At 66.7% G+C, this 24,916-nt stretch carries 29 protein-coding genes; 17 read left to right on the top strand and 12 right to left on the bottom strand.

Features of this window, described 5'->3' with window-relative positions; genetic code table 11:
* The first annotated feature begins 61 nt into the window (after window positions 1–61).
* From ACAG25_RS02635 to ACAG25_RS02625, 3 genes are all read left to right on the top strand, one after another.
* Window positions 62–667: a TetR/AcrR family transcriptional regulator gene (locus tag ACAG25_RS02635; protein WP_370486712.1), complete on the top strand. Its 606-nt coding sequence runs from the start codon at window positions 62–64 to the stop codon at window positions 665–667.
* Between the two features lie 103 nt (window positions 668–770).
* Window positions 771–1,295 (top strand): hypothetical protein, encoded by a 525-nt coding sequence (locus ACAG25_RS02630; RefSeq protein ID WP_370486711.1) that lies wholly within the window; start codon window positions 771–773, stop codon window positions 1,293–1,295.
* Window positions 1,296–1,334: 39 nt separating this feature from the next.
* Complete coding sequence (locus ACAG25_RS02625; RefSeq protein ID WP_370486710.1) at window positions 1,335–2,171, top strand: mycofactocin-coupled SDR family oxidoreductase; 837 nt, start codon at window positions 1,335–1,337, stop codon at window positions 2,169–2,171.
* 36 nt (window positions 2,172–2,207) lie between these two features.
* Here the strand turns inward: ACAG25_RS02625 and ACAG25_RS02620 are convergent, their stop codons facing one another.
* Entirely contained in the window at window positions 2,208–3,653 is a 1,446-nt protein-coding gene (locus ACAG25_RS02620; protein WP_370486709.1) for an aldehyde dehydrogenase, read from the bottom strand.
* A 177-nt stretch (window positions 3,654–3,830) separates the two neighbouring features.
* Between ACAG25_RS02620 and ACAG25_RS02615 the strand changes: the two genes are divergently transcribed.
* The 13 genes from ACAG25_RS02615 to ACAG25_RS02555 all read left to right on the top strand — a co-directional run bounded on the left by ACAG25_RS02615 (window position 3,831) and on the right by ACAG25_RS02555 (window position 14,077).
* Window positions 3,831–5,111 carry an aromatic ring-hydroxylating dioxygenase subunit alpha gene (locus tag ACAG25_RS02615; RefSeq protein ID WP_370486708.1) on the top strand — a complete coding sequence of 427 codons (1,281 nt, stop codon included), beginning with the start codon at window positions 3,831–3,833 and terminating at the stop codon, window positions 5,109–5,111.
* Window positions 5,108–5,458, top strand: coding sequence for a hypothetical protein (locus tag ACAG25_RS02610; protein WP_370486707.1), 351 nt, complete (start codon window positions 5,108–5,110; stop codon window positions 5,456–5,458). Before ACAG25_RS02615 ends, ACAG25_RS02610 begins: the two co-directional genes overlap by 4 nt.
* The gene (locus ACAG25_RS02605) at window positions 5,455–6,714 is read left to right on the top strand and encodes an amidohydrolase family protein (protein ID WP_370486706.1); all 1,260 of its coding nucleotides are present in this window, start codon (window positions 5,455–5,457) and stop codon (window positions 6,712–6,714) included. Before ACAG25_RS02610 ends, ACAG25_RS02605 begins: the two co-directional genes overlap by 4 nt.
* 11 nt (window positions 6,715–6,725) lie before the next feature.
* Window positions 6,726–7,202 carry a MarR family winged helix-turn-helix transcriptional regulator gene (locus ACAG25_RS02600; RefSeq protein WP_370486705.1) on the top strand — a complete coding sequence of 159 codons (477 nt, stop codon included), beginning with the start codon at window positions 6,726–6,728 and terminating at the stop codon, window positions 7,200–7,202.
* A 122-nt stretch (window positions 7,203–7,324) separates the two neighbouring features.
* Entirely contained in the window at window positions 7,325–8,350 is a 1,026-nt protein-coding gene (locus ACAG25_RS02595; RefSeq protein WP_370486704.1) for a 2Fe-2S iron-sulfur cluster-binding protein, read from the top strand.
* A gap of 29 nt (window positions 8,351–8,379) precedes the next feature.
* Window positions 8,380–9,126, top strand: a complete 747-nt coding sequence (locus tag ACAG25_RS02590) for an SDR family NAD(P)-dependent oxidoreductase (RefSeq protein WP_370486855.1) — start codon at window positions 8,380–8,382, stop codon at window positions 9,124–9,126.
* Between the two features lie 83 nt (window positions 9,127–9,209).
* Entirely contained in the window at window positions 9,210–10,481 is a 1,272-nt protein-coding gene (locus ACAG25_RS02585) for an aromatic ring-hydroxylating dioxygenase subunit alpha (protein WP_370486703.1), read from the top strand.
* Window positions 10,478–10,822: a hypothetical protein gene (locus ACAG25_RS02580; RefSeq protein WP_370486702.1), complete on the top strand. Its 345-nt coding sequence runs from the start codon at window positions 10,478–10,480 to the stop codon at window positions 10,820–10,822. The genes ACAG25_RS02585 and ACAG25_RS02580 overlap by 4 nt, the downstream gene beginning before the upstream one ends.
* Window positions 10,823–10,835: 13 nt before the next feature.
* On the top strand, window positions 10,836–11,681 hold the full coding sequence (locus ACAG25_RS02575; protein WP_370486701.1) for a TauD/TfdA dioxygenase family protein: 846 nt from the start codon (window positions 10,836–10,838) through the stop codon (window positions 11,679–11,681).
* Window positions 11,678–12,214: a carboxymuconolactone decarboxylase family protein gene (locus tag ACAG25_RS02570; protein WP_370486700.1), complete on the top strand. Its 537-nt coding sequence runs from the start codon at window positions 11,678–11,680 to the stop codon at window positions 12,212–12,214. The genes ACAG25_RS02575 and ACAG25_RS02570 overlap by 4 nt, the downstream gene beginning before the upstream one ends.
* Before the next feature lie 98 nt (window positions 12,215–12,312).
* Window positions 12,313–13,587: a cytochrome P450 gene (locus tag ACAG25_RS02565; protein WP_370486699.1), complete on the top strand. Its 1,275-nt coding sequence runs from the start codon at window positions 12,313–12,315 to the stop codon at window positions 13,585–13,587.
* Entirely contained in the window at window positions 13,584–13,775 is a 192-nt protein-coding gene (locus ACAG25_RS02560; RefSeq protein WP_370486698.1) for a ferredoxin, read from the top strand. Before ACAG25_RS02565 ends, ACAG25_RS02560 begins: the two co-directional genes overlap by 4 nt.
* 17 nt (window positions 13,776–13,792) lie before the next feature.
* Entirely contained in the window at window positions 13,793–14,077 is a 285-nt protein-coding gene (locus tag ACAG25_RS02555; RefSeq protein WP_370486697.1) for a DUF1330 domain-containing protein, read from the top strand.
* A 97-nt stretch (window positions 14,078–14,174) separates the two neighbouring features.
* Here ACAG25_RS02555 and ACAG25_RS02550 read toward each other — a convergent pair whose 3' ends face one another.
* From ACAG25_RS02550 to ACAG25_RS02505, 10 genes are all read right to left on the bottom strand, one after another.
* On the bottom strand, window positions 14,175–14,954 hold the full coding sequence (locus tag ACAG25_RS02550; protein WP_370486696.1) for an alpha/beta fold hydrolase: 780 nt from the start codon (window positions 14,952–14,954) through the stop codon (window positions 14,175–14,177).
* Between the two features lie 7 nt (window positions 14,955–14,961).
* Window positions 14,962–16,167, bottom strand: a complete 1,206-nt coding sequence (locus ACAG25_RS02545; RefSeq protein WP_370486695.1) for a cytochrome P450 — start codon at window positions 16,165–16,167, stop codon at window positions 14,962–14,964.
* A complete protein-coding gene (locus ACAG25_RS02540) occupies window positions 16,164–16,364 on the bottom strand; it encodes a ferredoxin (RefSeq protein ID WP_370486694.1) in 201 nt (66 codons plus the stop codon). Before ACAG25_RS02540 ends, ACAG25_RS02545 begins: the two co-directional genes overlap by 4 nt.
* A gap of 28 nt (window positions 16,365–16,392) precedes the next feature.
* Entirely contained in the window at window positions 16,393–17,595 is a 1,203-nt protein-coding gene (locus tag ACAG25_RS02535) for a cytochrome P450 (RefSeq protein WP_370486693.1), read from the bottom strand.
* Window positions 17,596–17,681: 86 nt separating this feature from the next.
* Window positions 17,682–18,512 carry an NAD(P)-dependent oxidoreductase gene (locus ACAG25_RS02530; RefSeq protein ID WP_370486692.1) on the bottom strand — a complete coding sequence of 277 codons (831 nt, stop codon included), beginning with the start codon at window positions 18,510–18,512 and terminating at the stop codon, window positions 17,682–17,684.
* 4 nt (window positions 18,513–18,516) lie between these two features.
* Window positions 18,517–19,335 (bottom strand): NAD(P)-dependent oxidoreductase, encoded by an 819-nt coding sequence (locus tag ACAG25_RS02525; protein ID WP_370486691.1) that lies wholly within the window; start codon window positions 19,333–19,335, stop codon window positions 18,517–18,519.
* A complete protein-coding gene (locus ACAG25_RS02520; RefSeq protein ID WP_370486690.1) occupies window positions 19,335–20,225 on the bottom strand; it encodes an alpha/beta fold hydrolase in 891 nt (296 codons plus the stop codon). Before ACAG25_RS02520 ends, ACAG25_RS02525 begins: the two co-directional genes overlap by 1 nt.
* Window positions 20,222–21,877: an OB-fold domain-containing protein gene (locus ACAG25_RS02515; RefSeq protein ID WP_370486689.1), complete on the bottom strand. Its 1,656-nt coding sequence runs from the start codon at window positions 21,875–21,877 to the stop codon at window positions 20,222–20,224. The genes ACAG25_RS02520 and ACAG25_RS02515 overlap by 4 nt, the downstream gene beginning before the upstream one ends.
* A 1-nt stretch (window position 21,878) precedes the next feature.
* Window positions 21,879–22,157, bottom strand: coding sequence for a ferredoxin (locus ACAG25_RS02510; protein WP_370486854.1), 279 nt, complete (start codon window positions 22,155–22,157; stop codon window positions 21,879–21,881).
* Window positions 22,158–22,165: 8 nt separating this feature from the next.
* Window positions 22,166–23,464 carry an NADH-ubiquinone oxidoreductase-F iron-sulfur binding region domain-containing protein gene (locus tag ACAG25_RS02505; RefSeq protein WP_370486688.1) on the bottom strand — a complete coding sequence of 433 codons (1,299 nt, stop codon included), beginning with the start codon at window positions 23,462–23,464 and terminating at the stop codon, window positions 22,166–22,168.
* Between the two features lie 69 nt (window positions 23,465–23,533).
* On the opposite strand from ACAG25_RS02505, the gene ACAG25_RS02500 reads away from it, so the two are divergent.
* The gene (locus tag ACAG25_RS02500) at window positions 23,534–24,016 is read left to right on the top strand and encodes a hypothetical protein (RefSeq protein WP_370486687.1); all 483 of its coding nucleotides are present in this window, start codon (window positions 23,534–23,536) and stop codon (window positions 24,014–24,016) included.
* An 11-nt stretch (window positions 24,017–24,027) separates the two neighbouring features.
* Here the strand turns inward: ACAG25_RS02500 and ACAG25_RS02495 are convergent, their stop codons facing one another.
* Window positions 24,028–24,900 carry an alpha/beta fold hydrolase gene (locus ACAG25_RS02495; protein WP_370486686.1) on the bottom strand — a complete coding sequence of 291 codons (873 nt, stop codon included), beginning with the start codon at window positions 24,898–24,900 and terminating at the stop codon, window positions 24,028–24,030.
* Window positions 24,901–24,916: the final 16 nt, after the last annotated feature.

Genomic DNA, 24,916 nt, shown 5'->3' with positions numbered 1-24,916 from the left:
TACCGACTGGTATCTCGGTAACTCAATAGATTCTCTGAGAATGCTGTGGCAGACTTCCGTCATGGCAGAGCGCTGGACCCGGGAGCGGCGACTCGAGCACACGCGGTCACTGCTGCTCGACGCGGCCGAGAACGTGTTCAGCGAAAAGGGCTTCACCGCAGCGACACTCGACGACATCGCATTCGCCGCCGGTTACACCAAGGGTGCGATCTACAAGCACTTCGCCACCAAAGAGGACCTGTTCCTGGCTGTCAGTGACCGGTACTGGCGCCGCTATTTCGACAACTTCGCCGAGGTGATGTCCTCGGCCAGCCACGTCGGGGCCCGCGAACTCGACGAGATCGCCGAACGCTGGCGTCAGCTCAGCGTTGACCGGGGTGCCGAGCATGCAGCCCTGGGCCTGGAGTTCACGCTGTATCTGCAGCGCAATCCGGATGCTCGCGAGCGTGTCGCGGCCAAGCGGTCGGAGGTGGTCGACCAGCTCGCGACGTTCATCGTCGAGAGCATGGACAAGTTGGGTGCGACGCTGCTGATCTCGCCGCAGACCTTCGCCCACGCGCTCGTCGCGACCAGCGACTCCGTGGTACTCGGTAGCCAACTCGACGACGTCGACCTCTACCGCCCGATGGTGGAGATGTACACCTCGGTCATCAAGCTGCCGGAGTAAGCCGCGCGAGACCTGTGGCGGGCTGTGAGATTCGGTCTTGTATCTCGCATTCAGGTCTGTATATTCAGTTCGAGTTCCGGCCGACGAAAGGAAGCCCCACGCAATGGATCTCGTCGAGCGCATCGCGAAACACCGCCGCATGGCCGAGAGTTACCGCGACAAGTACGTCCTGCAGAAGGTGCAGGAAGGCGAAACCTACGACGAGTGGGAGTTCACCGACGACGCGGTCTACACCTCTCCCTATTTCGTCGCCGAACAAGAACTGGTGCTCAAAGACGTGGCGACCCACTGGGATACCGCCGCCACCATCGAGGCCAAGGCGTACGGCATCACCTTCCCCGACTGGAAGCCCGTCGACTTCAAGGTGTGGCCCGCCGAGAACGGCTTCGTCCAGCGCTATCGCTGGGAAGGCACGAACGTCAACACCGGTGAGACGATGGGGTTCTACTCCATCAGCTTCGTCGAGACTGACGAGGAATGCCGGATCGTGCACTGGTCGACCTACGTCAACGACGAGGAGTACGGCCCGTTCCTCGAGGCCGCCATCGGTGCGCGTGGACCGTTCCATGGCGATGAGTACATGCAGGCGCTGTCCCGACACTTCGAGAAGCACAACATCACCTTCTGATCCCACGCTGACCACCGACAACCAAGTGAGGTAACGACCATGCCAGGACGCGTCGAGGGCAAGGTCGCCTTCATCACCGGTGCGGCACGCGGACAGGGGCGCAGCCACGCGATCAAACTCGCCGAGGAAGGCGCCGACATCATCGCCGTCGACGTCTGCAAGAACGTCGACCACGTCCAGCTCGACCTGGCCACGCCGGGCGATCTGCTCGAGACCAAGGAACGGGTCGAAGCGCTGGGTCGGCGCATCATCATCGACGAGGTCGATGTGCGAGACCTCGACGGCCTGCAGGCGGTGGTCGATCGCGGCGTGGCCGAACTCGGGCGTCTCGACATCATCCTGGCCAACGCCGGCATCGGCAACGGTGGCCAGACCGTCGAAGGGATCGACGAAGCGGTCTGGCAGACGATGATGGACATCAACCTCACCGGCGTGTGGAAGACCGTGAAGGTCGGCATCCCGCACATCATCGCCGGGGGACGGGGCGGGTCGATCGTGCTGACGAGCTCGGTGGCCGGGCTCAAGGCGTATCCGCAGATGAGCCAGTACGTGTCGGCCAAGCACGGCGTGGTCGGGCTGATGAGGTCCTGCGCAGTGGAGTTGGCGCAGCACATGATTCGGGTCAACAGCGTGCACCCGACCCACGTCAACTCACCGATGGTGATGAACGACGAGACATTCCGGATGTTCCGGCCTGATCTGGAGAATCCGGGTCCCGACGACATCGCGCCGATCTGCCAGATGTTCCACAGCATGCCGCGTCCGTGGGTGGAGATCGAAGACATCACCAACGCCGTGCTGTTCTTCGCCTCCGACGAATCCCGTTATGTCACCGGAGTGTCCATGCCGATCGACCTCGGCAGCTGCTTGAAATGAGCGCGTTCCCGCGGCGGTGAAAGCAGGTGGCTGCGGCTAACGCGCAGCCACCGCAATCGATTTCGTCTCGGTGCAGCCGTCGATGCCCTCCGGGCCGAGTTCGCGTCCGTAGCCGCTGGCCTTCACTCCGCCGAACGGGGCGAACGGGTCCATCGGATAGCCCTGGTTGACGCCGAGGGTGCCCGTGCGTACCGAGGCGGCAACCTGCAGCCCGCGCTCGTCGTCGGCGGTGAACACCGACCCGGCCAGACCGTAGTCCGAGTCGTTGGCGATGGCGACCGCCTCATCGGTGTCGCGGTAGGCGATCACGGTCAGCACCGGGCCGAAGATCTCCTCGCGGGCGATCGCCATCGAGTTGTCGGCGCGGTCGAACACGGTGGGCTTCACATACCAGCCGCGGTTGATTCCGTCGGGCATGCCGGGGCCGCCGAGCGCGACGCGCGCCCCGTCCCTGACGCCTCGCTCGAGGTATTCGGTCACGCGCTGCTGCTGGCGCCGGGCCACCAGCGGTCCCATCTGGGTGGCCGGATCGGCGGGATCCCCGACCACCAGGGCGCTGACCTCCGCGACCAGGGCGTCGGTGAACTCGGCGGCGCGGGACTGCGGAACCAGGATGCGAGTCAACGCATTACAGATCTGTCCGCTGTTGGACAAGCTGGCCGAGCGGACCGCCGTCGCGACCGCGACAGGATCGGCGTCATCGAGCACGATGGCCGCTGACTTTCCCCCCAGTTCCAGGCTCACCCGCTTGAGATCCGTCGCGCAGGCCGCCGCCACCGCTCTGCCGGCGGCGGTCGATCCGGTGAACGACACCTTGTCCACGCCCGGGTGACGCACCAGGTACTCACCGATCGTGCCGTCGCCGGGTACGACGTTCACCACGCCGGGCGGCAGGCCGACCTCTTCGAGGATCTCGGCGAGCAGGAGCGAGTCCAACGGCGACTCGGGCGCCGGCTTGAGCACCACGGCGCAGCCCGCCAGCAGTGCCGGCACCAGCTTGGTGACGGTCAGGAACTGCGGCATGTTCCAGGGCACGATCGCGGCGACCACCCCGACCGGCTCCCGGACGATACGCACGTCGGACCCGTAACGGCCCGGCCGGACTTCGTGCCACGGATACGTCTCGGCCAGGTCGCAGAACGCGTCGATCATGCTCCACGGCAAGGCCACCTGCGCGCGTTGGGCAAAGCTCGTCGGAGCGCCGATCTCGGTGGTGATGGCCTCGGCCATCTCGGCGCGGCGCCGGCCGTAGCACTCACCGAGGCGGCGCAACACCGCGATGCGTTCGGCCGGTTCGGTGCGCGGCCACGGACCGGAGTCGAACGCCGTGCGCGCCGCCGTGACGGCGAGGTCCACGTCGGCGGGTGCGGCCGCCGCCACCGACGCGACCATCGCCTCGGTATGGGGGGAGATGACCTCGATGCGTCCGTCGCTGCGAGGTGCCTGCCACCGGCCGCCGATGAACAGCTCGTCGTGACGCAACTGGTCGTCCTCCGTCCGTGACCCGACAGCAATATCAACTACTTGTGATTGCCCGGACGAGCATATACGGTCGACGGTGTCGGCTGCCGCGATTCGGTGAAAAGACCGCTGGGCGTTGTGGTTTGCTCCGGACCCGCGGCGCAGCAGCCTGGTCGGCCCAACCGAGGAGGAGACGTCATGGCCCGGTTCCCAAAACCGCCGGAAGGCAGCTGGACCGAGCACTACCCGCAACTGGGGACAGGTCCGGTGTCCTACGAGGACTCGGTGGACCCCGAGTTCTACGAGAAGGAACGCAAAGCGGTGTTCCAGCGCGCCTGGCTCAACGTGGGCCGGGTTGAGCTGATCCCGCGTAAGGGCAGTTATTTCACCAAGGAAATCAAGGTCGTCAACACCTCGATCATCGTGGTCCGCACCACCAGCGGCGAGGTGAAGGCCTACCACAACATCTGCCGTCACCGCGGCAACAAGCTGGTGTGGAACGAGATGCCCCTGGAGGAGACCAGCGGGGTGTGTCGCCAGTTCACCTGCAAGTACCACGCGTGGCGCTACGACCTCGACGGCAACCTGACCTTTGTGCAGCAGGAGGGCGAGTTCTTCGACCTCGACAAGAGCCGCTACGGACTGGTGCCGGTGCACTGCGAGGTGTGGGAAGGCTTCATCTTCGTCAACTTCGCGAAGGAGGAACCGGAGCAGTCGCTGCGGGAATTCCTTGGGCCCATGATCACCGACCTCGAGGGCTATCCATTCGACAAGATGACCTCGCGGTTCCATTACCGCTCAGAGGTCAAGGCGAACTGGAAGCTCTACATGGACGCGTTCCAGGAGTTCTACCACGCGCCCGTGCTGCACGCGAACCAGTCACCGACGGCTTATTCCAAGGCCGCTGCCGAAGCCGGATTCGAGGCGCCGCACTATCGCATCGAGGGCCCGCACCGGCTGGTCAGCACGTCCGGTGTGCGTGCCTGGGAGATGGCCGACGAAATGCGCAAACCGATCGAGGACATCTGCCAGAGCGGTCTGTTCGGCCCCTGGGACAAGCCCGATCTGGGCGAGATGCCCGTGGGTCTGAACCCGGCGAAATGTGACCCGTGGGGCCTGGATTCGTTCCAGCTGTTCCCGAACTTCGTGATCCTGTTCTGGGGCCAGGGCTGGTACCTGACCTACCACTACTGGCCGACGTCGTACAACACCCACATCTTCGAAGGCACGATCTACTTCCCGCAGCCGCGCACGCCACGCGAGCGCATCGCCCAGGAGTTGGCGGCCGTGTCGTTCAAGGAGTACGGCCTGCAGGACGCCAACACGCTGGAGGCCACCCAGTCGATGATCGAGTCGCGCGTCCTCAACGACTTCGTTCTCTGCGACCAGGAAGTCCTGATCCGTCACCTGCACACCGAGACCGCGGCGTGGGTCGACGAGTACCAGCGCAAGGCCGAGCAGGTCGGGCAGGGGGTGTGACCGTGGACGCCACGACGACGACCGCAAAGCTGCCGCCGGAGTTCGCCGACCTCGAACAGTTCTCCGACTGGTGCCTGGCCACCGAACCCGAACGGTATGGCAAGCGGTTGAACAGCACGATGCGCGAGATGCAGGCGTTCTACGACGCGATCACGCCCCGTGCCGAGGAGGCGATCGCCTACTGCGACAAGTTCGCCCTCGACGATCTGCCCGACGACGTGCTGAATCTGATGCGGCTGCTGTACTCGATGATCCAGGTGTCGTTCCCGGTCGAGTGCTGGAAGCAGCCGAAAGTCCCGGATTCCGGGGCGACGTCGCTGGACTGCGACGCCGAACCGGTGCCGTGACCACGACCGTCATCCGCGCCGCGCGGTGGGTCGACATCGACGCCGGCGAGGTGCGCTCGCCGGCGACCGTGGTCGTCGTCGACAACCGGATCCAGTCGGTGAATCCCGATGCGTTGCCGCAGGATCCGGACGACGTCATCGACCTGGGCGATGTGACGTTGCTGCCCGGGCTGATGGACATGGAGCTGAACCTGCTCATCGGTGGGCCCGGCGGGCCGGAGGGGCTGCCCAGCCCGATGCACGGGGTGCAGGACGACCCGGTGTACCGCACGCTGCGCGCGGCGGTGAACGCGCGCACCACGGTTGAGGCCGGCTTCACCACGGTGCGCAACCTCGGTCTGATGGTCAAGACCGGTGGGTACCTGCTCGACGTGGCCCTGCAGCGCGCGATCGACCAGGGCTGGCACGTCGGACCGCGCATCTGCCCGGCCGGGCATGCGGTGACCCCGTACGGCGGGCATCTGGATCCGACGGTGTTCCAGCGGCTCGCGCCCGGCATCATGCCGCTGTCGGTGGCCGAGGGGATCGCCAACGGGGTCGACGACGTGCGCGCGTGTGTGCGCTACCAGGTCCGGCACGGCGCGAAACTGATCAAGGTGTCGGCCTCGGGCGGAGTGATGTCGCACAGCACCGCCCCGGGCGCGCAGCAGTACTCCGACGAGGAGTTCGCCGCGATCGCCGACGAGGCGCATCGCGCCGGGGTGCGCGTGGCCGCACATGCGGTGGGGGACAGCGCGATTCGCGCATGTATCCGGGCCGGGATCGACTGCATCGAACACGGGTTCCTTGCCAGCGACGACACCATTCAGATGATGGTCGACCACGGCACCTTCCTGGTGTCGACCACCTACCTGACCGAGGCGATGGCCATCGACCGGATCGCTCCCGAGCTACGCAAGAAGGCCGAAGTGGTCTTCCCGCAGGCGCAGGCGATGCTGCCCAAGGCGATCGCCGCCGGCGTTCGGATCGCATGTGGCACCGATGCGCCCGCGGTCCCACACGGGCAGAACGCCAAAGAGCTGTGTGCGCTGGTCGCGCGCGGCATGACACCCATGCAGGCATTACGGGCGGCGACGGTGACCAGTGCGGAGCTGATCGAGGCCGACGACGAACTCGGGCGCCTCGCCGAGGGCTACCTCGCTGACATCATCGCGGTGGGCGGAGACCCGTCGCGCGACATCGCGGCGACGCTCGACGTGCGGTTCGTCATGAAGGACGGTGAGGTAGTCAAGCGCGAGCCCCCTGAGCAGGACTAGCGTTTGCGGACATGACGGCGCGCGACGTGACGGGGCTCGAGCTCACGGACAACATCTTGTGGCTGCTCAAGCAGGCCTTCTACTTCTCGCTGACCAGCGTGAACGAAGCCGTGAGCGAGCACGGGGTCAGTACCGCCCAGATCGGCGTGCTGCGCCAGTTGTCGAACGAGCCGGGGTTGTCGGGCGCAGAACTCGCACGTCGCCTGCTGATCAGCCCGCAGGGCGTGCAGCTGGCCCTGACCGCACTGGAGAAGCGCGGGCTCGTGGAGCGCAAGCAGAATCCCGCCCACGGCCGCATTCTGCAGGCATTCCTCACCGACCAGGGTCGCGCCACCGCGGCGGCCGTCGTCAACGACGCAATCACCGCGCACGACAAGGTGTTCGGCGTGCTGTCGAAGGACGAGCAGCAGACCTTGCGCGACCTGCTCGGGCGCGTGGTCGAGCAGGGCACGGGACATCAGCTCTTCGCCGACCACGTCGACCCCTAAGGCGCCGAAGTTGCATTCCACGCGCGTCAAACGGCTGTTTGACGCGCGTGGAATGCCATTTCGGCGGAGTGGAGTGACAAGTACTTGATACTCATAACAAGTACTTGATAACGTGGTCGACGATGGCCGACCTCACCGCTGACGGATTCGCACCACTTCGCATCAAACGAGTGGTGCGGGAGACCTGCGACGCCGTCTCCCTGGTGCTCGATGTACCCGAGAGCTGCTCGCACCGCTTCCAGTACAAGGCCGGACAGTTCCTCACTCTGCGAGTCAGTGTGCAGGGCCAGGATCTGCGCCGCTGCTACTCGATGTCATCCGCACCGCTCGAAGACGAACTCCGCATCACGGTCAAGCGTGATCCCGGCGGTGTGGTCTCGAACTGGCTGAACGACACCGCCGCCGAGGGCCACCAGCTGCACGCTGCACCGCCCGAAGGGAAATTCGTTCTCGACGAGGGTGTTTCGGCCTCCGAGCCGCTCGTCGCCTTCGCCGGCGGCAGCGGGATCACTCCCATCATGTCGCTGGTACGCACGGTGCTGGCAGACTCCGACCGTCCCGTGAAGCTGTTCTATGCCAATCGTGGCCGCAATTCGGTGATCTTCTCCGACGTGCTCGACCGGTTGGCCGAGGAACACCCCGACCGGTTGGTCGTGTGTCATCACTTCGACGAGGACGCCGGCGTGGTGACGCCGGAGGCCGTCGAATCGTTCGCCGGCGATACCGGCGCCGGCCACTTCTTCATCTGCGGACCCGCGCCGTTCATGGACACCGTCGAGAAGACTTTGCTGGCCGCCGGGGTGACCAAAGACCGACTGCACCTCGAACGGTTCACGGTGGCCGAGATCCCGCCGGGTGACATCGGTACGCAGGAGACCGACGAGATCGTCATCGAGCTGAACCGCACGAAGACCACGGCGACCTACCGCAAGGGCGACACCCTGCTGCAGACCGCACGGTCGGCCGGACTCAAGGCGCCGTACTCCTGCGAAACAGGTTCGTGCGGAACGTGTATGGCGCGCATCGTCGAGGGCAGCGCACGCATGGTCAACAACGACGCGCTCGACGACGACGAGGTGGCCGAAGGCTGGGTGGTGTCCTGTCAGGCGTTGCCGACCAGCCCCCGAGTGCACATGATCTACGAATAGGAGCGACCGAGATGCCCAGTGATTCCCCGCTGTCGCGGGTGGCGGTGGTGACCGGAGGCGCATCCGGCATGGGTGAAGCCAGTTGCCGCGAGCTCGGACGACGTGGGCACAAGGTCGCCGTACTCGACCTCAACGGGGAGGCCGCCCAACGGGTCGCCGAGGAACTGCGCGCCGACGGGGTCACGGCTCTGGGTGTCGCGGTCGACGTCGTCGACCGGCCGGCCGTCGATGAGGCCTTCGCGAAGGTGCGCACCGAGTTGGGGCCGGTGCACATCCTGGTCACCAGCGCCGGGCTGGTGGACTTCGCGCCGTTCCTGGAGATCACGCCCGAGAACTGGCAGCGCCTGATCGACGTCAACCTCAACGGGACGTTCCACTGTGCGCAGGCCGCGATCCCCGACATGCTCGAGGCGGGTTGGGGCCGCATCGTGATGATCTCCTCGTCGAGTGCGCAGCGCGGATCGCCCGGGATGGCGCACTACGCCGCCTCCAAGGGCGGCTTGATCTCGTTCACACGGTCGCTCGCCCGCGAATACGGCCCGGCGGGCATCACGGTCAACAACATTCCGCCCTCGGGCATCGAGACGCCGATGCAACATCAGTCGCAGCTCGCCGGCTTCCTGCCACCCAACGAGCAGATGGCGGCGAGCATCCCGGTCGGGCACCTCGGCACCGGTGACGACATCGCCGCCGCCGTCGGGTTCCTCTGCTCGGAGGAAGCGGGCTTCATCACCGGCCAGACGCTCGGCGTCAACGGTGGATCGGTCATGGGATGACGTGGCGGTCCGGTTACGGGATGACGTGGCGGATCGCTTCGGGATGACGGACATCAACAGCGCACGACGACAGGGAGATTCAGATGGGTAAGTGGCCGAAGCCCGCTGAGGGCAGCTGGACCGAGCACTATCCGGAACTGGGGACCGGGCCGGTGTCGTTCCGGGACTCGACCTCGCCGGAGTTCTACGAGCTCGAGCGTGAGGCGATCTTCAAGCGCGCCTGGCTCAACGTCGGTCGGGTGGAGGAGGTTCCGCGTGTCGGCAGCTACTTCACCAAGGAGATCGAGGTCGCTTCGACCTCGGTGATCGTGGTGCGTGGCCGCGACCAGCAGATCCGCGCCTTCCACAACATCTGCCGCCACCGCGGTAACAAGCTGGTGTGGAACGAATTCCCCAACGAAGAAGTCAAAGGCGTCTGCCGCCAGTTCACCTGCAAGTACCACGGCTGGCGCTACGGTCTCGACGGCGAGCTCACCTTCGTCCAACAGCCCGGTGAGTTCTTCGATCTGGACAACGCGCGCTACGGCCTGGCTCCCGTGCACTGCGACGTGTGGAACGGGTTCATCTTCATCAACTTCGACCGGGAGCCGCGGCAGACACTGCGCGAGTTCCTCGGCCCGATGATCACCGCGCTCGACGACTATCCGTTCGAGTTGATGACCGAGCGCTACGAGTTCAAAGCGCACAACAACAGCAACTGGAAGATCTTCGCCGACGCGTTCCAGGAGTACTACCACGTGCCGTCGCTGCACAGCCAGCAGGTACCCAGCGAAGTGCGGCAGCCCAACGCGAGCTTCGAGTGCGGACACTTCCAGATCGACGGGCCCCACCGCCTGGTCTCCACCGCCGGGACGCGGCGCTGGCTGTTGGCGCCGGAATACATGTATCCGGTGGAACGCGCCACACGCAGTGGTCTGGTGGGACCGTGGCGCACCCCGGAAACCCATCAGTCGGCCGGTCTGAACCCCGGCGGCATCGAGCCGTGGGGGATCACCAACTTCCAGATCTTCCCCAACCTGGAGATCCTCATCTACCACGGCTGGTACCTGCTGTACCGGTACTGGCCGACGTCGCACAACACCCACAAGTTCGAGGCCTACAACGCCTTTCATCCGGCCACGACGGTGCGTGAACGCGTCGAACACGAGGTCGCATCGGTGGTACTCAAGGAGTTCGCGCTGCAGGACGCCGGCATGCTCGGCGGCACGCAGGCCGCGTTGGAGTACGGCCTGGGTGAGCCGATCGTCGACGACTATCCGCTCAACGACCAGGAGATCCTGGTGCGCCACCTACATCACGAAGCCGTCAAGTGGGTCCAGCAGTACCAGGACGAGCGTCGACCGGTGGGGGTGTGACCGTGACCGACTCACCGCGCCTGCCGAGTGCCTTCGCCGAGTACGAGCGCTTCGCCGAGAAATGGTGTCTGGCAACCGAATCCGAGCGTTGGCAGATGCGGATGTCGACTCCGATGCAGGACATCCACGAGTTCTACGACGCGTTCACGCCGCGGTTCGAGGAAGCCATCGACTATTGCGACAAGTTCCCTCTCGACGATCTGCCCGAGGATGTGTTGAACCTCCTGCACCTCGTCTACTCGATGATCATGGTGTCGATGGCCGTGGAGGTCTTCGGTACCCAGAAGCCCGCCGACTCCGCTGACGCCGTCATCGACCGCGTCAGCGCGCCGGTGCCCTGAGTTAGGAATCCCCATGACCGTTCTCACCGTGAACAAACTGACCGCGTCGGTCGGTGCCGAGATCGTCGGGCTCGACCCGCACCAACTCGGCTCCGACGCATCGCTCGGGGACGCCCTGCTCGAGGCGCTGGAGGACAACGGCGTCCTGGTGCTCCCCGAGCTGCACCTCGACCCTGCTGCGCAGGTGGAGTTCTGCCGTCGCCTGGGCGGTATCGACCATTCCTCCGACGGGCATCATCCGGTGGCCGGGATCTACCCCGTCACGCTGGACAAGTCGAAGAACTCGTCGGCGGCCTATCTGCGCGCGACGTTCGACTGGCACATCGACGGCTGCACCCCCACGGGGGACGAGTACCCGCAGAAGGCGACCGTGCTGTCGGCCAAACAGGTGGCCGAGAGCGGGGGAGAGACCGAGTTCGCGAGTTCCTATGCCGCTTATGAGCATCTGAGCGACGACGAGAAACAACGTTACGAGAACCTGCGCGTGGTGCATTCGCTGGAGGCGTCGCAGCGGCGCATCACACCCGACCCGACACCCGAGCAACTGGCCCGCTGGCGGTCACGCCCCACCCACGAACACCCGCTCGTCTGGACGCACCGCAGCGGCCGGAAGTCGTTGGTGCTCGGGGCGTCAGCGGACTACGTCGTCGGGATGGATCTCGACGAGGGCCGGGCATTGCTGGCCGAGCTGCTCGACCGGGCCACCACGCCGGAGAAGGTCTACAGCCACACGTGGTCGGTCGGGGACACCGTCATCTGGGACAACCGCGGAGTGTTGCACCGGGCCGCACCCTACGCCGAAGACTCGCCGCGAGAGATGTTGCGCACCACGGTGCTCGGCGACGAACCCATCCAGTGACGGAGCCCCGTATCCCACCGCTGCCCGACGGGCAGTGGGACGACACGATCCGCGACGCACTCAGCCCGCTGCTGCCCGAGGAACGGCGCAATCCGCGCGACGCCGGCAATGTGCTGGCGACGCTGCTGCGTCATCCGGAATTGACGCGCGGCTATCTGCACTTCAACGCGCATCTGTTGCAGAGCTCGACGCTGTCTCCGCGCATCCGGGAAGTCGCGGTGTTGCGCGCGGTGCAGCACCGCGACTGTGACTATCTGTGGGATCACCACCTCCCGATCGCCGAACGCGCCGGTCTGAGCCCTGCGGACATCGACCTGGTGCGCGCCGGGGACGGTGCCGACGAAGTCGACCGGCTCGTGGTGCAGGCGGTCGACGAGATCGACCGCAGTCACACCCTCGGTGACGACACCTGGGCGGCGTTGCGCGGGCACTTCGACGAACGCCAGCTGCTCGATCTGCTGTTCACGGTCGGTTGCTATCAGTCGCTGGCAGTCGCGGTGAACGTGCTGGCGGTACAGCCCGAACACGCTTGAGCCGGACCCTCGTTGACGTTGCGCTACCGGTATGAAAACCTGATACCCATAGATGAGAATCCCGTTCTCATACAGTGAGACCGGCGAATGGAGCGAGCATGGCTGAAGACCTCACCGCGGTGGACTTCTTCCGGGACAGTCGTCTGACCGACGACCCGTACACGTTCTACGAGGCGCTGCGCAACAAGTGCCCGGTGGCCAAGGAGAACCACTACGGCGTCACGATGGTGACCGGCTGGCAAGAGGCCGTCGACGTCTACAACGACGCCGAGACCTTCTCGTCGTGCATCTCGGTGACCGGCCCGTTCCCCGGCTTCCCGGTGCCGCTCGAAGGTGACGATGTCACCGAACTGATCAAGCAGCACCGCGACGAGATCCCGTTCAGCGACCAGTTGCCCACGCTCGATCCGCCGACCCACACCAATCACCGCGCCCTGTTGATGCGGCTGCTCACGCCCAAGCGCCTCAAGGAGAACGAGGACGCGATGTGGCATCTGGCCGACGAGATCCTCGACGACTTCCTGGCACCGGGCGAAGGCGAGTTCATCAAGGGCTTCGCCGGCCCGTTCACGCTGCGGGTGATCGCCGACCTGCTCGGCGTGCCCGACGAGGACCGGGACGAACTGCTCGAACGGCTGGCCCGCGGTACCCACGGCAGCGGTCTGGGCAACGCCGACAAGACGCTGACCAAGACACCGCTGGAATACCTCTACGAGGTGTTCGCCGAGTATGTCGAGGACCGCCGCGCCAACCCGCGCGACGACGTGCTGACCGGGCTGGCCACCGCGACGTTCCCCGACGGCACCACCCCCGACGTGGGCGACGTTGTCCGCGTGGCCACCAACGTGTTCTCGGCCGGCCAGGAGACCACCGTGCGGCTGCTGTCGACCGCCCTGAAGGTGATGGGTGACCAGCCCGAGGTGCAGGCCAGGCTGCGCGCCGACCGCAGCCTCCTCCCCAACTTCATCGAGGAGTGCCTGCGCATCGAGAGCCCCGTCAAGGGTGACTTCCGGCTGTCCCGGGTGCCCACCACCGTGGGGGATCAGGAGCTGCCCGCCGGCTGCACCGTGATGGTGATCAACGGTGCGGCCAACCGGGATCCGCGTCGTTTCGAGGACCCCGACACGTTCGACCCGGAGCGCAAGAACGCCCGCCAGCACCTGGCGTTCGGGCGCGGCATCCACAGCTGCCCGGGCGCGCCGCTGGCCCGCGCCGAGACCCGCGTCGGTCTGGAACGTCTGCTCGACCGCACCACCGACATCCGCATCTCGGAGAGCAAGCACGGTCCGGCCGGCAACCGCCGCTACGACTACATCCCGACCTACATCCTGCGCGGCCTGACCGAACTGCACCTGGAGTTCGACGTTCGATGAAGGTGACCGTCGACGAGGACCGGTGCGCCGGTCACGGGATGTGCCTGACGTTGTGTCCCGAAGTGTTTCAGATGACTGACGACGGTTGGGCCGTCGCCGACCCCGAGACGGTGCCCGCCGGTCTCGAGAACGCCGCGCGCGAGGCGATCGACAACTGTCCGGAACGCGCGATCCGCGAAATCGATTGAGAGCAGGAGACACAACTGTGGCCAAGGGCTATGTGATCATCACCGAGGACATCAAGGACCCCGAGGGGATGGGCGAGTACGCCAAGCTGGCGAGCAAGACGATGGGCAACGCCAAGATCCTGGCGTTCGGCCCGCCGGCCGAGGCTCTCGAGGGCCAGTGGCACGGCACCCAGACGGTGCTGTTGGAGTTCGAGTCCGTCGAGGCCGCCAAGGAGTGGTACTACTCCGACGAATACCAGGCCGCGGCCAGGCTGCGGCAGGCCGCCGCGGAGTGCCACGGGGTGATCGTCTCGGGTCTCTGAGCCCTGGGCGCGCGCTCGTCGTCGGCGAGCGCGCGCACAATGTCGGCTCCGCCCGGTGTGTCGAGCAGCAGACGCGCGCGCTCGCGGCACAAGGGGATCAGTACGGGGAAAGTGCGGCCACCGGGGTGGTGGTCGTCGCGTGCACCAGCAACTCGGCCAGCTCCCCGGGGCGCGACAGGAACGGCGAGTGCGAGGCGTCGATCGACAGCTGCTCGACGCCCAATCGCCGGGCGACGGTGTCGGCCAGCCAGCGCGGCATCGACCGATCCTGTTCGCACACAATGAAACTGCGTGGCAGGTCGGCCTCCCAGAACCGGGGGACCGATACCGGTGTGACGGTGGTGTCTCCGAAACGTTCGGGTCCGAGCATGTCGAACGCCCAGCGCGCGGTGGCCTCGTCGCAGTCGTGGTAGAAGTACTTCCACGCACCCTCGAAGTCGGCGAACCGCATCGCGCCGTCCTCGTCGAACTGCAGATACCCCAGCATCTCCCCGACGTCGCCGTCGAAGTCGGCGCCGAGGTCCTCGTCGTCGTCGCGCATGGCCATCGCCTCGGGATAGGTGCGTCCCTCCCGTGGAAGGGCCGCGGCCAGATAGACGATGTGGCCCACCAGATCCGGGCATGCATCCGCGGCCAGGGTGGCGTCGAACCCGCCGCCGGAGTGGCCGACCAGCACACTGCGCTGCGGCGCCGCCGCGTTCAACGCCTCGGTGATGACGTCGCGGCGATTGGCCAGCGTGGACTCTTCGTGCAGCCGTGCGCCGTGTCCCGGTAGGTCCACCGCGACCGCGGTGTGCCCCAACGATTCCAGTGCCGCGATGGTGGGTTGCCAACACCACGCAGCGTGGAAACCGCCGTGCACGAGGACGAAGCGCACAGGTGTCCTAGCGGAGGACCCGGACGGGAACGTGCGACCAGCCCGCGACGTTCTGCGCCGCGACCCGCTTGCACCCCTCCCACAGCACCTCGTAACTCGGCATGAAATCGAGCAGCCGTTCCAGCGCGATGGCGCTTTCCATCCGGGCCAGCGCTGCACCCAGGCAGCTGTGCACGCCGTAACCGAACCCGAGGTTCTGCGCCTCGGTGCGGTCGCGGTCGATGTCGAAGGTGTCGGCGTCGGTGAAGGCCTCGGGATCGCGGTTGGCCGACCCGGCGAGCAGGAACACCGGCTTGCCCGCCGGGATGGTCACCCCGTGCAGTTCCACGTCCCTCATCGACCGCCGAACGTTGTACTGGTTGGGCGCCTCGTAACGCAGAAGCTCCTCGACCGCGGCCGGGATCTTGCTGCGATCGTCGAGGAGTTTCTGCCACTGCTCGGGATGGCGGGCGAACGTCACCGCCGCGTTGCCGATCAGCTTGGTGACGGTCTCGGCCCCGGCGCCGCCGAGAAGCGTGGCGAAGCCCGCGATCTCGAAATCGTCCAGCGACTCCGTCTCGCCGTCCTCGCGTGTGACCTCGGCGGCGATCAACCTGCTGAACATGTCGTCGCGGGGCTCGGCCCGGCGCTGCTGAATGATGCTGTAGTACAACCCCATCAGCTCACCGACGGCCTGCATTCCTGCCTCGGACATCTCGATCTGGCCCGGCTCGCGGGCCAGTGAGGTGTCCACCCACTCACCGACCTGCTGACGGTACTCCTCGGGGACGCCGAGCATCTGGGTGATCACCTGCACCGGGAACAGCGCCGAGAAGTCCTGGACGACGTCGAAGGTGTCCGGATCGACCGCGGAGAGGTAGCGGTCGATTGTCGCGGTGGCCATGGGGCGCAACGCCTCGATGGCACGCGGGGTGAACACCTTGTTGACAAGGCTGCGCATCTGCCGATGCTCGGGCGGGTCCATCATGATGATCATCTTCGCCGGCATCGGTTCGTCGGAACGCACCGTCGCCAGGTCCAGCCCGTACGCCGAGGAATACGTCTCGAAGTCCTTGTAGGCCGCCGCGACGTCCTCGTGCCGGGACAGGGCGTAGAAGTCGTACTCCGCGTTGTAATACACGGGAGCCTCGGCGCGCATCCGCCGGTAGATCTCCCACGGACCGTTGAAGAACTCTTCGGAGAACGGATCGAAGACGAGTTCAGTGGAGGTCATGCGTCTTCGATGCTGATGGCCTGGCGGGGGCATTGACGCACGGCTTCTTGCACCTGTTCCTCGTTTTCTGGGGTGACCTCCTCCTGGAGGAGGTGGAGATAGTCCTGCTCGTCGAGATCGAACACCTCGGGGATGATGCCCATGCACACCCCGTTGGCTTCGCACAGACCGAAATCGACGACGATCTTCCGAGTCATCGTGACGCCTCCTCGTTCGAGTGGGAGTTCATCGCAACACCTTCACCGGGACGTGGTGGTAACCGGCCACGTTCTGCATGTGTACCCGCTCGAGTCCGTCGAAATCGACCTCGTAGCGGGGCATGAAGTCGAGGAGATGCTCGAGCGCGATCTGGGTCTCCAGGCGGGCCAGCGCGGCGCCCAGGCAGCTGTGGATGCCGTAGCCGAGACCGAGGTTCGGCGACTGCGTGCGGTCGCGGGTGATGTCGAACGTCTCCGCATTGTCGAACGCACGCGGGTCGCGGTTCGCGGCGGCCTTCATCAGGAACACCGGCTTGTGCGCAGGAATCGTCCCGCTGGGCACGTGGGCTTCCTTCAGGGTAAAGCGCACGTTGTACTGCACCGGCCCGACGTAGCGGAGCAACTCCTCCACGGCCGCGGGCACCAGGCTGCGGTCCTCGAGCAGCATCTGCCACTGTTCCGGGTGGCGTGCGAACTCGACGACCGCACTGCCCACCAGCTTCGTGACGGTCTCGGCGCCCGCTCCGCCCAGCAGCGTGGTGAAGCCGGTGATCTCCAGATCGTCGAGCTTGCGCATCGTGCCGTCCTCGCCGGGGATCTCGGCGGCGATCAGGCGGCTGATCATGTCGTCCTGGGGGTTCTGGCGACGTTCCTGAACGAGCCCGTAGTAGTACATCCCGGAGTCGATGTTGGCCTGCATGTTCTCTTCGGACAGCCCGAGCTGGCCCGGTTTACGCTCCAGGCTGGTGTCGATCCAGCGCCGCACCTGCTGGCGGAACTCCTCGGGCACGCCGGCCATCCGGGTGATCACCTCGACGGGGAACGGGCCGGAGAAGTCCTGCACCACGTCGAAGTTGTCGGGGTCGACCTTGGACAGGTAGTGCTCGACGAGCTCGATGATGGTCTCGCGCTGGGACTGGATCGCGCGCGGGGTGAACGCCTTGTTCAGCAGGCTGCGCATATGGCGGTGCTCGGGCGGGTCCATGAAGATGATCGACTTCACCGGACCCTCTTCGGACCGGATCATCGCGAGGTCGCAGCCTCGGGTCGACGAGAACGCCTCGTGGTCTTTCAGTGCCGCGGCGACATCCTCGTGCCGGGTCAGTGCGTAGAAGTCGAGTTCGGCGTCGTAGTAGATCGGTGCCTCGTCACGCATCCGCTTGTAGATCTCATACGGATTGTCGAAGTAATCCTGGGAGACGGGATCGAAGCGGAGTTCAGGAGCGGTCATGATGTCCTCCGTCACGGCGGGCTGGCCGGATGCTTTACGAGAAGTGAATTACCTGTAACGCTATCAGTTTTGCTGTGTCTACACCGTCAGATTCGGGACTCCGACGGTGCGTTTCGGCCGCCGCCCAGCGCCCGGTCCAGCAACCCGTCCAGAATGCCGAGGTCATGGCCGGTCTCAGCAGTGACCTCGCGGATGACTGCGACGTCCTTGCCGAGGAATTCGCTGATCGATGCGACGAAGTCGCCCACCGAACCCGATCCGCGCGCGCCGACCATCTCCGCGGCCCGGCTGGTCCCGCTGCCCTTCTGGATCGCGCTGATCAGCCCCGCCTCGTCCACGCCCACGCGGGACCCGAAGGCCGTGACCTCCCGCAGCAACCCCAGCTGCGCGGTCAGCAGGGTGTTGTTGAGCAGTTTGACCCACTGGCCGGAGCCCAGCCCGCCGGTGTGCAGGATCGGATCGCCGTAGCAGGACAGGACGGGGCGCGCCTTGTCGACGTCGGCGTCGTCACCGCCGACGAACAGGGTGATCCGACCCGCGGCGATGTCGTGCGGCCCCCCGCTGACCGGTGCGTCGATCACCGAGATCCCCGGTGCCTGTGCCGCCAAGGTCTGCACGGTGCGCGGGCTCCCGGTGGTGTGGACCACCAGCGATGCGCCCCGGGCCATGTGCCTGACGAGACCGTCGGACAGACAGACCTCGCGCACCTGGTCGTCGGAGAACACGCAGACCACGACGACGTCGGCATCCTCGGCGACCTGCGCCATGTCGGCAACAGCCGTGGCGCCCAATTGTTCGACCGCGGTACCTTTCTCACCGGTGCGGCAGAGCACCCGCACGTCGTGACCGGCCCCGACCAGACGCTCGACCATGGGCGAGCCCATGCGGCCGGCCCCGACGAAGCCGACCGTGGTCATCTGGTCACCGCCTGTGGTCCATGGCGATCAATGCCGCGTCGGCCGCGGTGAACACCGCACCTTCAGGAGCCGACGCGGAGGCCGCGAGGCTGGCTGCGTGCCGGACGTCCTTCTGCAGCAACGCCCCGGCGATGGGCGCCAGTCCGTCGAGCGTGCCGCCGAACATCGAGATGCTGCCGACGGCCTTGCTGGTGGCCGATCCCCGGTTGAGGACCTCCACGAGCTTGTCGCGCGGAATGCCGAGAGCCTCACCGAGTTCGAGGGTGCTGACCGCGCTGCCGAGGTTCGCGCTGAACAGCAGGTTGTTCAGGATCTTGGTGTTCTGACCGGCGCCGAGCGGACCCAGGTGCACGATCGGGTCGGCGTAGGTCGCGAACACCGGGCGGCAGCGCTCGGCCACGTCTTCGTCGCCGCCGACCATCACCAGCAGCGTGCCCTGCTCGACGGCCGGACCGCCACCGCTGACCGGTGCGTCGAGCACCGAGACCCCCTGCGCGGCAGCCTTGTCGGCGATCTCGCGGCAGGTGTCGGGATGGACCGTGCTGTGGATGGCGACGATGCCGCCCTCGGACATCCCGGCGAGCACGCCGGTGTCACCGTAGAGCACCTCGCGCACGTCGTCGTCTCCGACCACACACAGGCAGACCAGGTCACTTGCCGCGCCCAGTTCCCGCGGGGTGGAGGCCGTCTTGGCCGGTGTGTCGGCGTACGGCTCCAGGCTGGCGGCGCGACGTGCCCACAGCGTGGTCTCGAAACCGCCTTCGGCGATGCGCCGCGCCATGGGCCCGCCCTGGCTGCCCAACCCGATGAATCCGACCCGCATCAACCGGCCTCCACTTCTGTGTCGTGATGCTCACTGCCCGACGCAGTGAGGCAGTCGTCGAGAAAGGCGAGCACACGTTCGTGATACGTGTGCGCCGAGAGTCCGACGCTCAGATTGTGTCCGCTGTCCGGCATCTGGTTGAGCACGACGCGCGGCGCCGAGGTGAACAACGCGAGGATCTCGGCATCGGCCTGCGGGCCGGACTCCCAGACGCGTTCGTGGTCGGCGACGCTGAACTGCACCGGTGCGGTGACCCGGCCGGCCAGCTCCGGGAAATCCCGGCGGGGCCAATTCGCGGTCACCTTGGCCTCGTAGGGCACCCCCGGTGCCGACAACCCGCCGGTGAGGACATCGGGTGGGTACAACTCCGTCGGCTGCCACAACAGGTCGCGCAGGCCGGCCGGACGGGAGGTGACGGTCGCATCCCTGATGATCGCCAACGCCTCGTCGCGATACCGCAATCCCGTGCCCGACAGGGACAGTCCGACGACGGGTCCGTCGCCGCTGACCGCCAACCGCACGGCGAGTTCGCAGCCGGCGGAGTGGCCGAGCAGAAACATCCCGGCGCCTCGGTCGTCGATACCGCACATCTTGTCCAGCGCGCCGAGCGCGAACGCGACCCGGCGCTCGAGATCGGTGAATTCCTCCTGGTGCAGCGCCGAAGCGCCGTACCCCGGACGGTCCAGCGCGATCGCGGTGACGCCCGCAGCGGCCGCGGCGCGCAACAGCGACAGGTCCGGATGCCCGGGACAGTCGAAATACACCGACGACGTGGCTCCGCCGTGGATGGCCACGAGCACCGCGCGCGGATCGGGCGCCGTGGCGACGATCCCCGACATGGGGACGCCGTCGACGAGGACGACGCGGGGACGCGGACCGACCGCCGTCACGCGTCCGTCCGCAACAACATGACACCGCTGGGGGTCAGACCGCCGCTGCTGACCACCGCCACCCGGGCGTCGCGCACCTGACGTTCGCCGGCGTCGCCGCGCAGTTGGGTGACCGCCTCGTGGATCAGTCCCATGCCGTGGGTGCGGCCGTGGGACAACTGTCCGCCGTGGGTGTTGAGCGGGATGGTTCCGTCACGCGCGATGGCGGTGCCGCCGTCGAGGAAGTCCTTCGCCTCGCCGATCCCGCAGAAGCCCAGGGCCTCCAGCCAGGACAGGCAGTTGAACGTGAACCCGTCGTAGAGTTCGGCGACGTCGACATCTTTCGCGCGCAACGAGGTTCGTGACCACAGATGCGCCGACTGTCCGAGCACCTGCGGCTCGTGGGTCAGCGTCGTCTGGTCCCAGTCGAGGCGCTCGATGATCTGGGTACCGACCGCTTCGAAGCGAACGGGCCGATGGGGCATGTCCTGCGCGGCGTCGATCGCCGAGACCACCACTGCGACGGCGCCGTCGCACGGGACGTCGCAGTCGTACAGACCGAACGGGGTGGTGATCATCCGCGCCGACAGGTAGTCGTCCATGGTCATCGGGTCGCGGTAGATCGCGGTCGGGTTCAGGGCCGCGTTGGCCCGCTGGTTCAGCGCGATCCAACCGAGGGTCTCGCGCGTGGTGCCGTAGCGGTGGAAGTGCCGGCTCGCGTTCTGCGCCAGCACATGTGCCGCCGAGGTGGCCCCGAACGGGTGCTGCCAGCTGCTGGTGCGGCTGCCCATCGGAGGGGACATCTTCCCCTCCTTCATCATCTGGCCGAAGGTGGCTTCCCACAGGGTGCGGAAGCACAGCACGTGCCGGGCCATCCCGGTCGCGACGGCCATCATGGCCGCGATGACCGATCCGCCCGGACCGAAGGTGTCCATGCCGCCGTTGATCCAGGTGGGTTTCAGGCCCAGGGCGCCCTCCAACGCACTGACCCCACCCTCACCCATACCAGCCATGTCCAGACCCGGGTAGGTGGACAGGCCGTCGATGTCATCGAAGGTCAGTCCCGCATCGGCGACCGCCTGCGCGCACGCATCGATGGTCAGTGACAGCGGTGGAACCATCTGGCGCCGACCGATTTTCGACATCCCGATGCCGGTGATCGCAGAGTGGTCCTCGAACTTCTCAGTGGTCAGCATGGGGCGCACATGCGCCGCGAACTGATCCGGCGGGATCGCGTCGGTGGGCAGGGCGGTCGGAGCGTCAGGGTCGGACGCGGGCCGGAACAGCGGCAACCACACATCGTCGGCCTGGGTGAACTCCACCTCCACGGCCTGGCCGAGGGCGAACTCCTCGGGGTCCGCGCCGATCAGGTTCGTGGTCAACCGGACCCGCGGATCCTCGATCAACGCGACCTCGGCCACCACGTACGGCGGCGGCAGGTCGGGAAAGCCGAACCGGTGGTTGACGGTCAGACCGGCCACCGTGGCCCGGCCCGACACCTCGGTGACGCCCATGTCGGTGCCGCGGCAGTACCGGCACACCGGTGCGGGCGGATGGATCAGCGAGTCGCAACTATTGCAGGACTGGATGCGCAGCCGACCGTCAGAGCCGGACGTCCAGAAGAACTCGTTGAGCGGGGTCAGCTGCGGCAGAGGGCGACCGGGAATATCCACGTCAGCTTCCGATCCTCTCCGGCGCCGACGCGGGCGTCGACTCCGCCGGGCCGGGCGCCGCGACACCGTTGGTCTTCTTCTTCTTGGCGCGCAACTCGATGATCGCGTGTACGGGGCAATCCAGCAGCGCGCGCATCACCGCGTCCCGATCGGCTTCGGCCACCGTGCCGTCACCGATCAGCGAGGCGTAACCCCAGTCGTCGAGGGAGAAGTACTCCGGGGCGTGTTTGGCGCAGATCCCGAACCCGTCGCACAGTGTGCGGTCCAGCTTGATCTTCAACGGTTCGCTCACGACGCCGCCTCCACCTCGTAGGGCCGCAGCGCCGCGAACATCTCGGCGCTGCAGGTCTCGCAGTCACCGGCCAGATGGCGCGCGATGTCGGCCGGGAACGCCCGCAGCAGGCTCGCCGCCACGTTGGTGGCCGCGTCCAGCGTCGCGCACGCGCCCCGGCCGCGCAGCACCACCGACCACCGTTCCAGCCGGGTCAGATCTTCCTGGGTAGCCGCGCCGCGCAGCAACGCGTCGGTGACCGCGGACATCGCGGCCGTTCCGTTGAAGCAGGAACCGCACTGTCCCGCGTTCTCGCGGTCGAAGTACGCCATCACCGACGCCGCCACCGCCACCGGACATTCGGTGGTCAGCAGTGCCACCGCGCCACAGCCCAATCCGCTGCCGAGTCGGCGCAGGGACTCGTGGTCCAGGGTGACGTCGAGGATCTCCCGATTGAGCAGACCGGCGAAGTAGCCGCCCATCAGCACGCCGCGGACATCCCCAGCGTCGACGTCGTGGCGGGCCAGCAGCTCGGTCACCGGTACGCCGTGCGGGAGTTCGTAGAGCGTCGGCGGCCGTCCCGCGCCCGTCACCGTCGCCAGGAACGTGCCGGGGGAGGCGGAGGTGCCCGCGCTGCGGTAGGCATCGCTGCCGTGGCGCGCGATGAACGGCAGGTTGGCCAGGGTCTCGACGTTGCTGACCAGGGTCGGCAGACCGCCGATGCCTTCCTCGAACGGCCGGGGTGGCTTGTCGGTGGGCTTGGCCGGGCCACCGTTGACCGCGCGCACGGCCGCGGTCTCCTCGCCGGCGACGTAGCCCGGGTCGACGGTGACCACGCTGACCGTGACGTCGCCCAGCGGGGCCTCGGCGAGCGCGGCGTTGACCGCGACCGCGGACTCGACATCCGAGACGTACACGAAAGCCCGGGGCGCGTTGACGATTCGAGCGGCCAGTCGCACCCCGTCGAGCACCAGGTGCGGGCGGTGCCGCATCAGCCAGCGGTCCTTGATGGAGGCCGGCTCACCCTCTTCCCCGTTGGCCAGGACGACGGTCTGGCTGCCGTCCCGTCCGGCGTCGCGGACCGTCCGTAACTTCACGGCCATCGGGAACGCGGCACCGCCGCGGCCCAACAGGCCGCTGCGGTCGACGCTGTCGAGCAGGGCGTCGGGGTCGGCGATGTCCTGGTAGCCGCCGGCGAGGGTGTAGGCCGAGAGTGTTTCCGGCGCGTCGGCTCCGGTGTCGAGCAGCAGCCGCGGCGTCAGGCCCGGCCACACCGACAGGGTCAGGCGGGTGGCCAGTCCGTTGTCGGTGCTCATCGCGGACCGCCGGTGGGGTCGGAGATCGTCATGTCTGGTCCCTTCCTGCCTGCAGATAGGCTGGCGCGCATGAGGACTGCGGTGGTGCGAGTCGATGTGGACCCGGCGGGTGTGCTGTCTGCCGACCAGTTACGCGACGGCATGGCAACGCTTTCCGCCCTGGTCGAGGACCGTCAGGTGGATGTCGTGGCGGCCGACCTGACGGCGATGCCGTCCAACCGCCGGCAGGTCGAGATCCTGATCGACGGGGACGATGTCGAGCACCTGAAAACCGTCGCGGTCGGACTGTGCCGCGACGCGTTCGGCGGATTCGGTGTGGAACCGGTGGCGGGCGTGCTCACCTACGTCAGCCGAGGAACCGACGATGACGCGCACGGAATCCTGGCCGGCCTGGGGTTGGCCGGCGAGATCGAACGTATCCCCACCGACGACGGCTGGGACATCGTCAAGGTGACGCTGAGCAAGGCGGACCTGCGACGCATCCCCGAAAGCCGGGTGCACACCGCGCTGGAAGCGTCCCTCAACTGCGAGGTGCAGATCATCAGCGTCTGAGCCCACGGCCGTCACTTCCCGAGGAAGTCGAGGATCGCTGGCGCCGCCTGCACCCACGTGTCGAACAGGCAGAAGTTCTTGCCGCCGCTCTGGGCCATCTTCTCGCCGGCGCGCTCCCACGCGTCCTCCGGCCACGGCGGGTCGATCAGCGTGGAGCCCTTGATCAGGCAGTGCACCTCGAATGACGTGCGCTTGGGGTGATCCCAGTCGTTCTCGCCGCCGCGGATGATCAGCGTGGGCACCTTGATGTCGTCGAACATCTCATCGGCGACACCCGGAATCGTCTGGCCCGGCTTGGGGACGAACGCGTTCAGCCAGCGCAGCATCACCTTCAGGAACGCGTCGGCGTCGAGGTCCAGGATGCGCTGCTCGTTGTCCGGGTTCTCCGCGATGCGTTCCCGCCACTCCGGCACGCTCAGCAAGCCTTTGATACCGAGTCCGCGGACCGCGAGGATGCTGGGCACCACATAGTGACCGCCGAGGACGAAGCTGCCGTACACGCCGCCCACGATGTTCCACACCACGAGCTTGGTGACCATCTCCGGGTGCAGCATCGTGAACAGCATCGAATCCCGCGCACCGCCCGAACCGCCGGCGATGATGCACGGTCCGATGTCCAGACCGGTGAGCAGCTGGTAGAGCGTCTCGGCGCGCATGTGGGATTCGCTCTGGCCGTAGAACTGGACGTCGGACGCACCGCAGTTGGGTCGGTCCCACAACAGCACCCGGTAACCGCCGTCGACCAGTGCCTCGGCCAGCGGCCGCAGCCCGGGGATGTCCTTGCTGAACCGGCCGCCCGGCGTCAGGACGATGAAATCGCCGGTCTCACCCAGGATCTCGTAGACGACGTTTCCGCCGTTGATCGCGATTGTCTTGTTGGGCAACGTGTCTCCAATGACT

Origin of the sequence: Mycobacterium sp. pV006 (genome assembly GCF_041287115.1) — a bacterium.
Taxonomy (GTDB): domain Bacteria; phylum Actinomycetota; class Actinomycetes; order Mycobacteriales; family Mycobacteriaceae; genus Mycobacterium.
The sequence above is the reverse complement of the archived record's forward strand: the minus strand, read 5'-3'. Positions and strand labels throughout refer to the sequence as shown.

What these genes read in the sequence shown, in the direction of transcription:
- ACAG25_RS02560 (WP_370486698.1), top strand. Translation starts at nt 13,584, where the DNA reads ATGAAGGTGACCGTCGACGAGGACCGGTGCGCCGGTCACGGGATGTGC.
- ACAG25_RS02505 (WP_370486688.1), bottom strand. Translation starts at nt 23,464, where the DNA reads ATGAGCACCGACAACGGACTGGCCACCCGCCTGACCCTGTCGGTGTGG.
- ACAG25_RS02615 (WP_370486708.1), top strand. Translation starts at nt 3,831, where the DNA reads ATGGCCCGGTTCCCAAAACCGCCGGAAGGCAGCTGGACCGAGCACTAC.
- ACAG25_RS02585 (WP_370486703.1), top strand. Translation starts at nt 9,210, where the DNA reads ATGGGTAAGTGGCCGAAGCCCGCTGAGGGCAGCTGGACCGAGCACTAT.
- ACAG25_RS02625 (WP_370486710.1), top strand. Translation starts at nt 1,335, where the DNA reads ATGCCAGGACGCGTCGAGGGCAAGGTCGCCTTCATCACCGGTGCGGCA.
- ACAG25_RS02595 (WP_370486704.1), top strand. Translation starts at nt 7,325, where the DNA reads ATGGCCGACCTCACCGCTGACGGATTCGCACCACTTCGCATCAAACGA.
- ACAG25_RS02635 (WP_370486712.1), top strand. Translation starts at nt 62, where the DNA reads ATGGCAGAGCGCTGGACCCGGGAGCGGCGACTCGAGCACACGCGGTCA.
- ACAG25_RS02530 (WP_370486692.1), bottom strand. Translation starts at nt 18,512, where the DNA reads ATGACCACGGTCGGCTTCGTCGGGGCCGGCCGCATGGGCTCGCCCATG.
- ACAG25_RS02575 (WP_370486701.1), top strand. Translation starts at nt 10,836, where the DNA reads ATGACCGTTCTCACCGTGAACAAACTGACCGCGTCGGTCGGTGCCGAG.
- ACAG25_RS02500 (WP_370486687.1), top strand. Translation starts at nt 23,534, where the DNA reads ATGAGGACTGCGGTGGTGCGAGTCGATGTGGACCCGGCGGGTGTGCTG.
- ACAG25_RS02630 (WP_370486711.1), top strand. Translation starts at nt 771, where the DNA reads ATGGATCTCGTCGAGCGCATCGCGAAACACCGCCGCATGGCCGAGAGT.
- ACAG25_RS02540 (WP_370486694.1), bottom strand. Translation starts at nt 16,364, where the DNA reads ATGACTCGGAAGATCGTCGTCGATTTCGGTCTGTGCGAAGCCAACGGG.
- ACAG25_RS02525 (WP_370486691.1), bottom strand. Translation starts at nt 19,335, where the DNA reads ATGCGGGTCGGATTCATCGGGTTGGGCAGCCAGGGCGGGCCCATGGCG.
- ACAG25_RS02545 (WP_370486695.1), bottom strand. Translation starts at nt 16,167, where the DNA reads ATGACCTCCACTGAACTCGTCTTCGATCCGTTCTCCGAAGAGTTCTTC.
- ACAG25_RS02600 (WP_370486705.1), top strand. Translation starts at nt 6,726, where the DNA reads ATGACGGCGCGCGACGTGACGGGGCTCGAGCTCACGGACAACATCTTG.
- ACAG25_RS02565 (WP_370486699.1), top strand. Translation starts at nt 12,313, where the DNA reads ATGGCTGAAGACCTCACCGCGGTGGACTTCTTCCGGGACAGTCGTCTG.
- ACAG25_RS02535 (WP_370486693.1), bottom strand. Translation starts at nt 17,595, where the DNA reads ATGACCGCTCCTGAACTCCGCTTCGATCCCGTCTCCCAGGATTACTTC.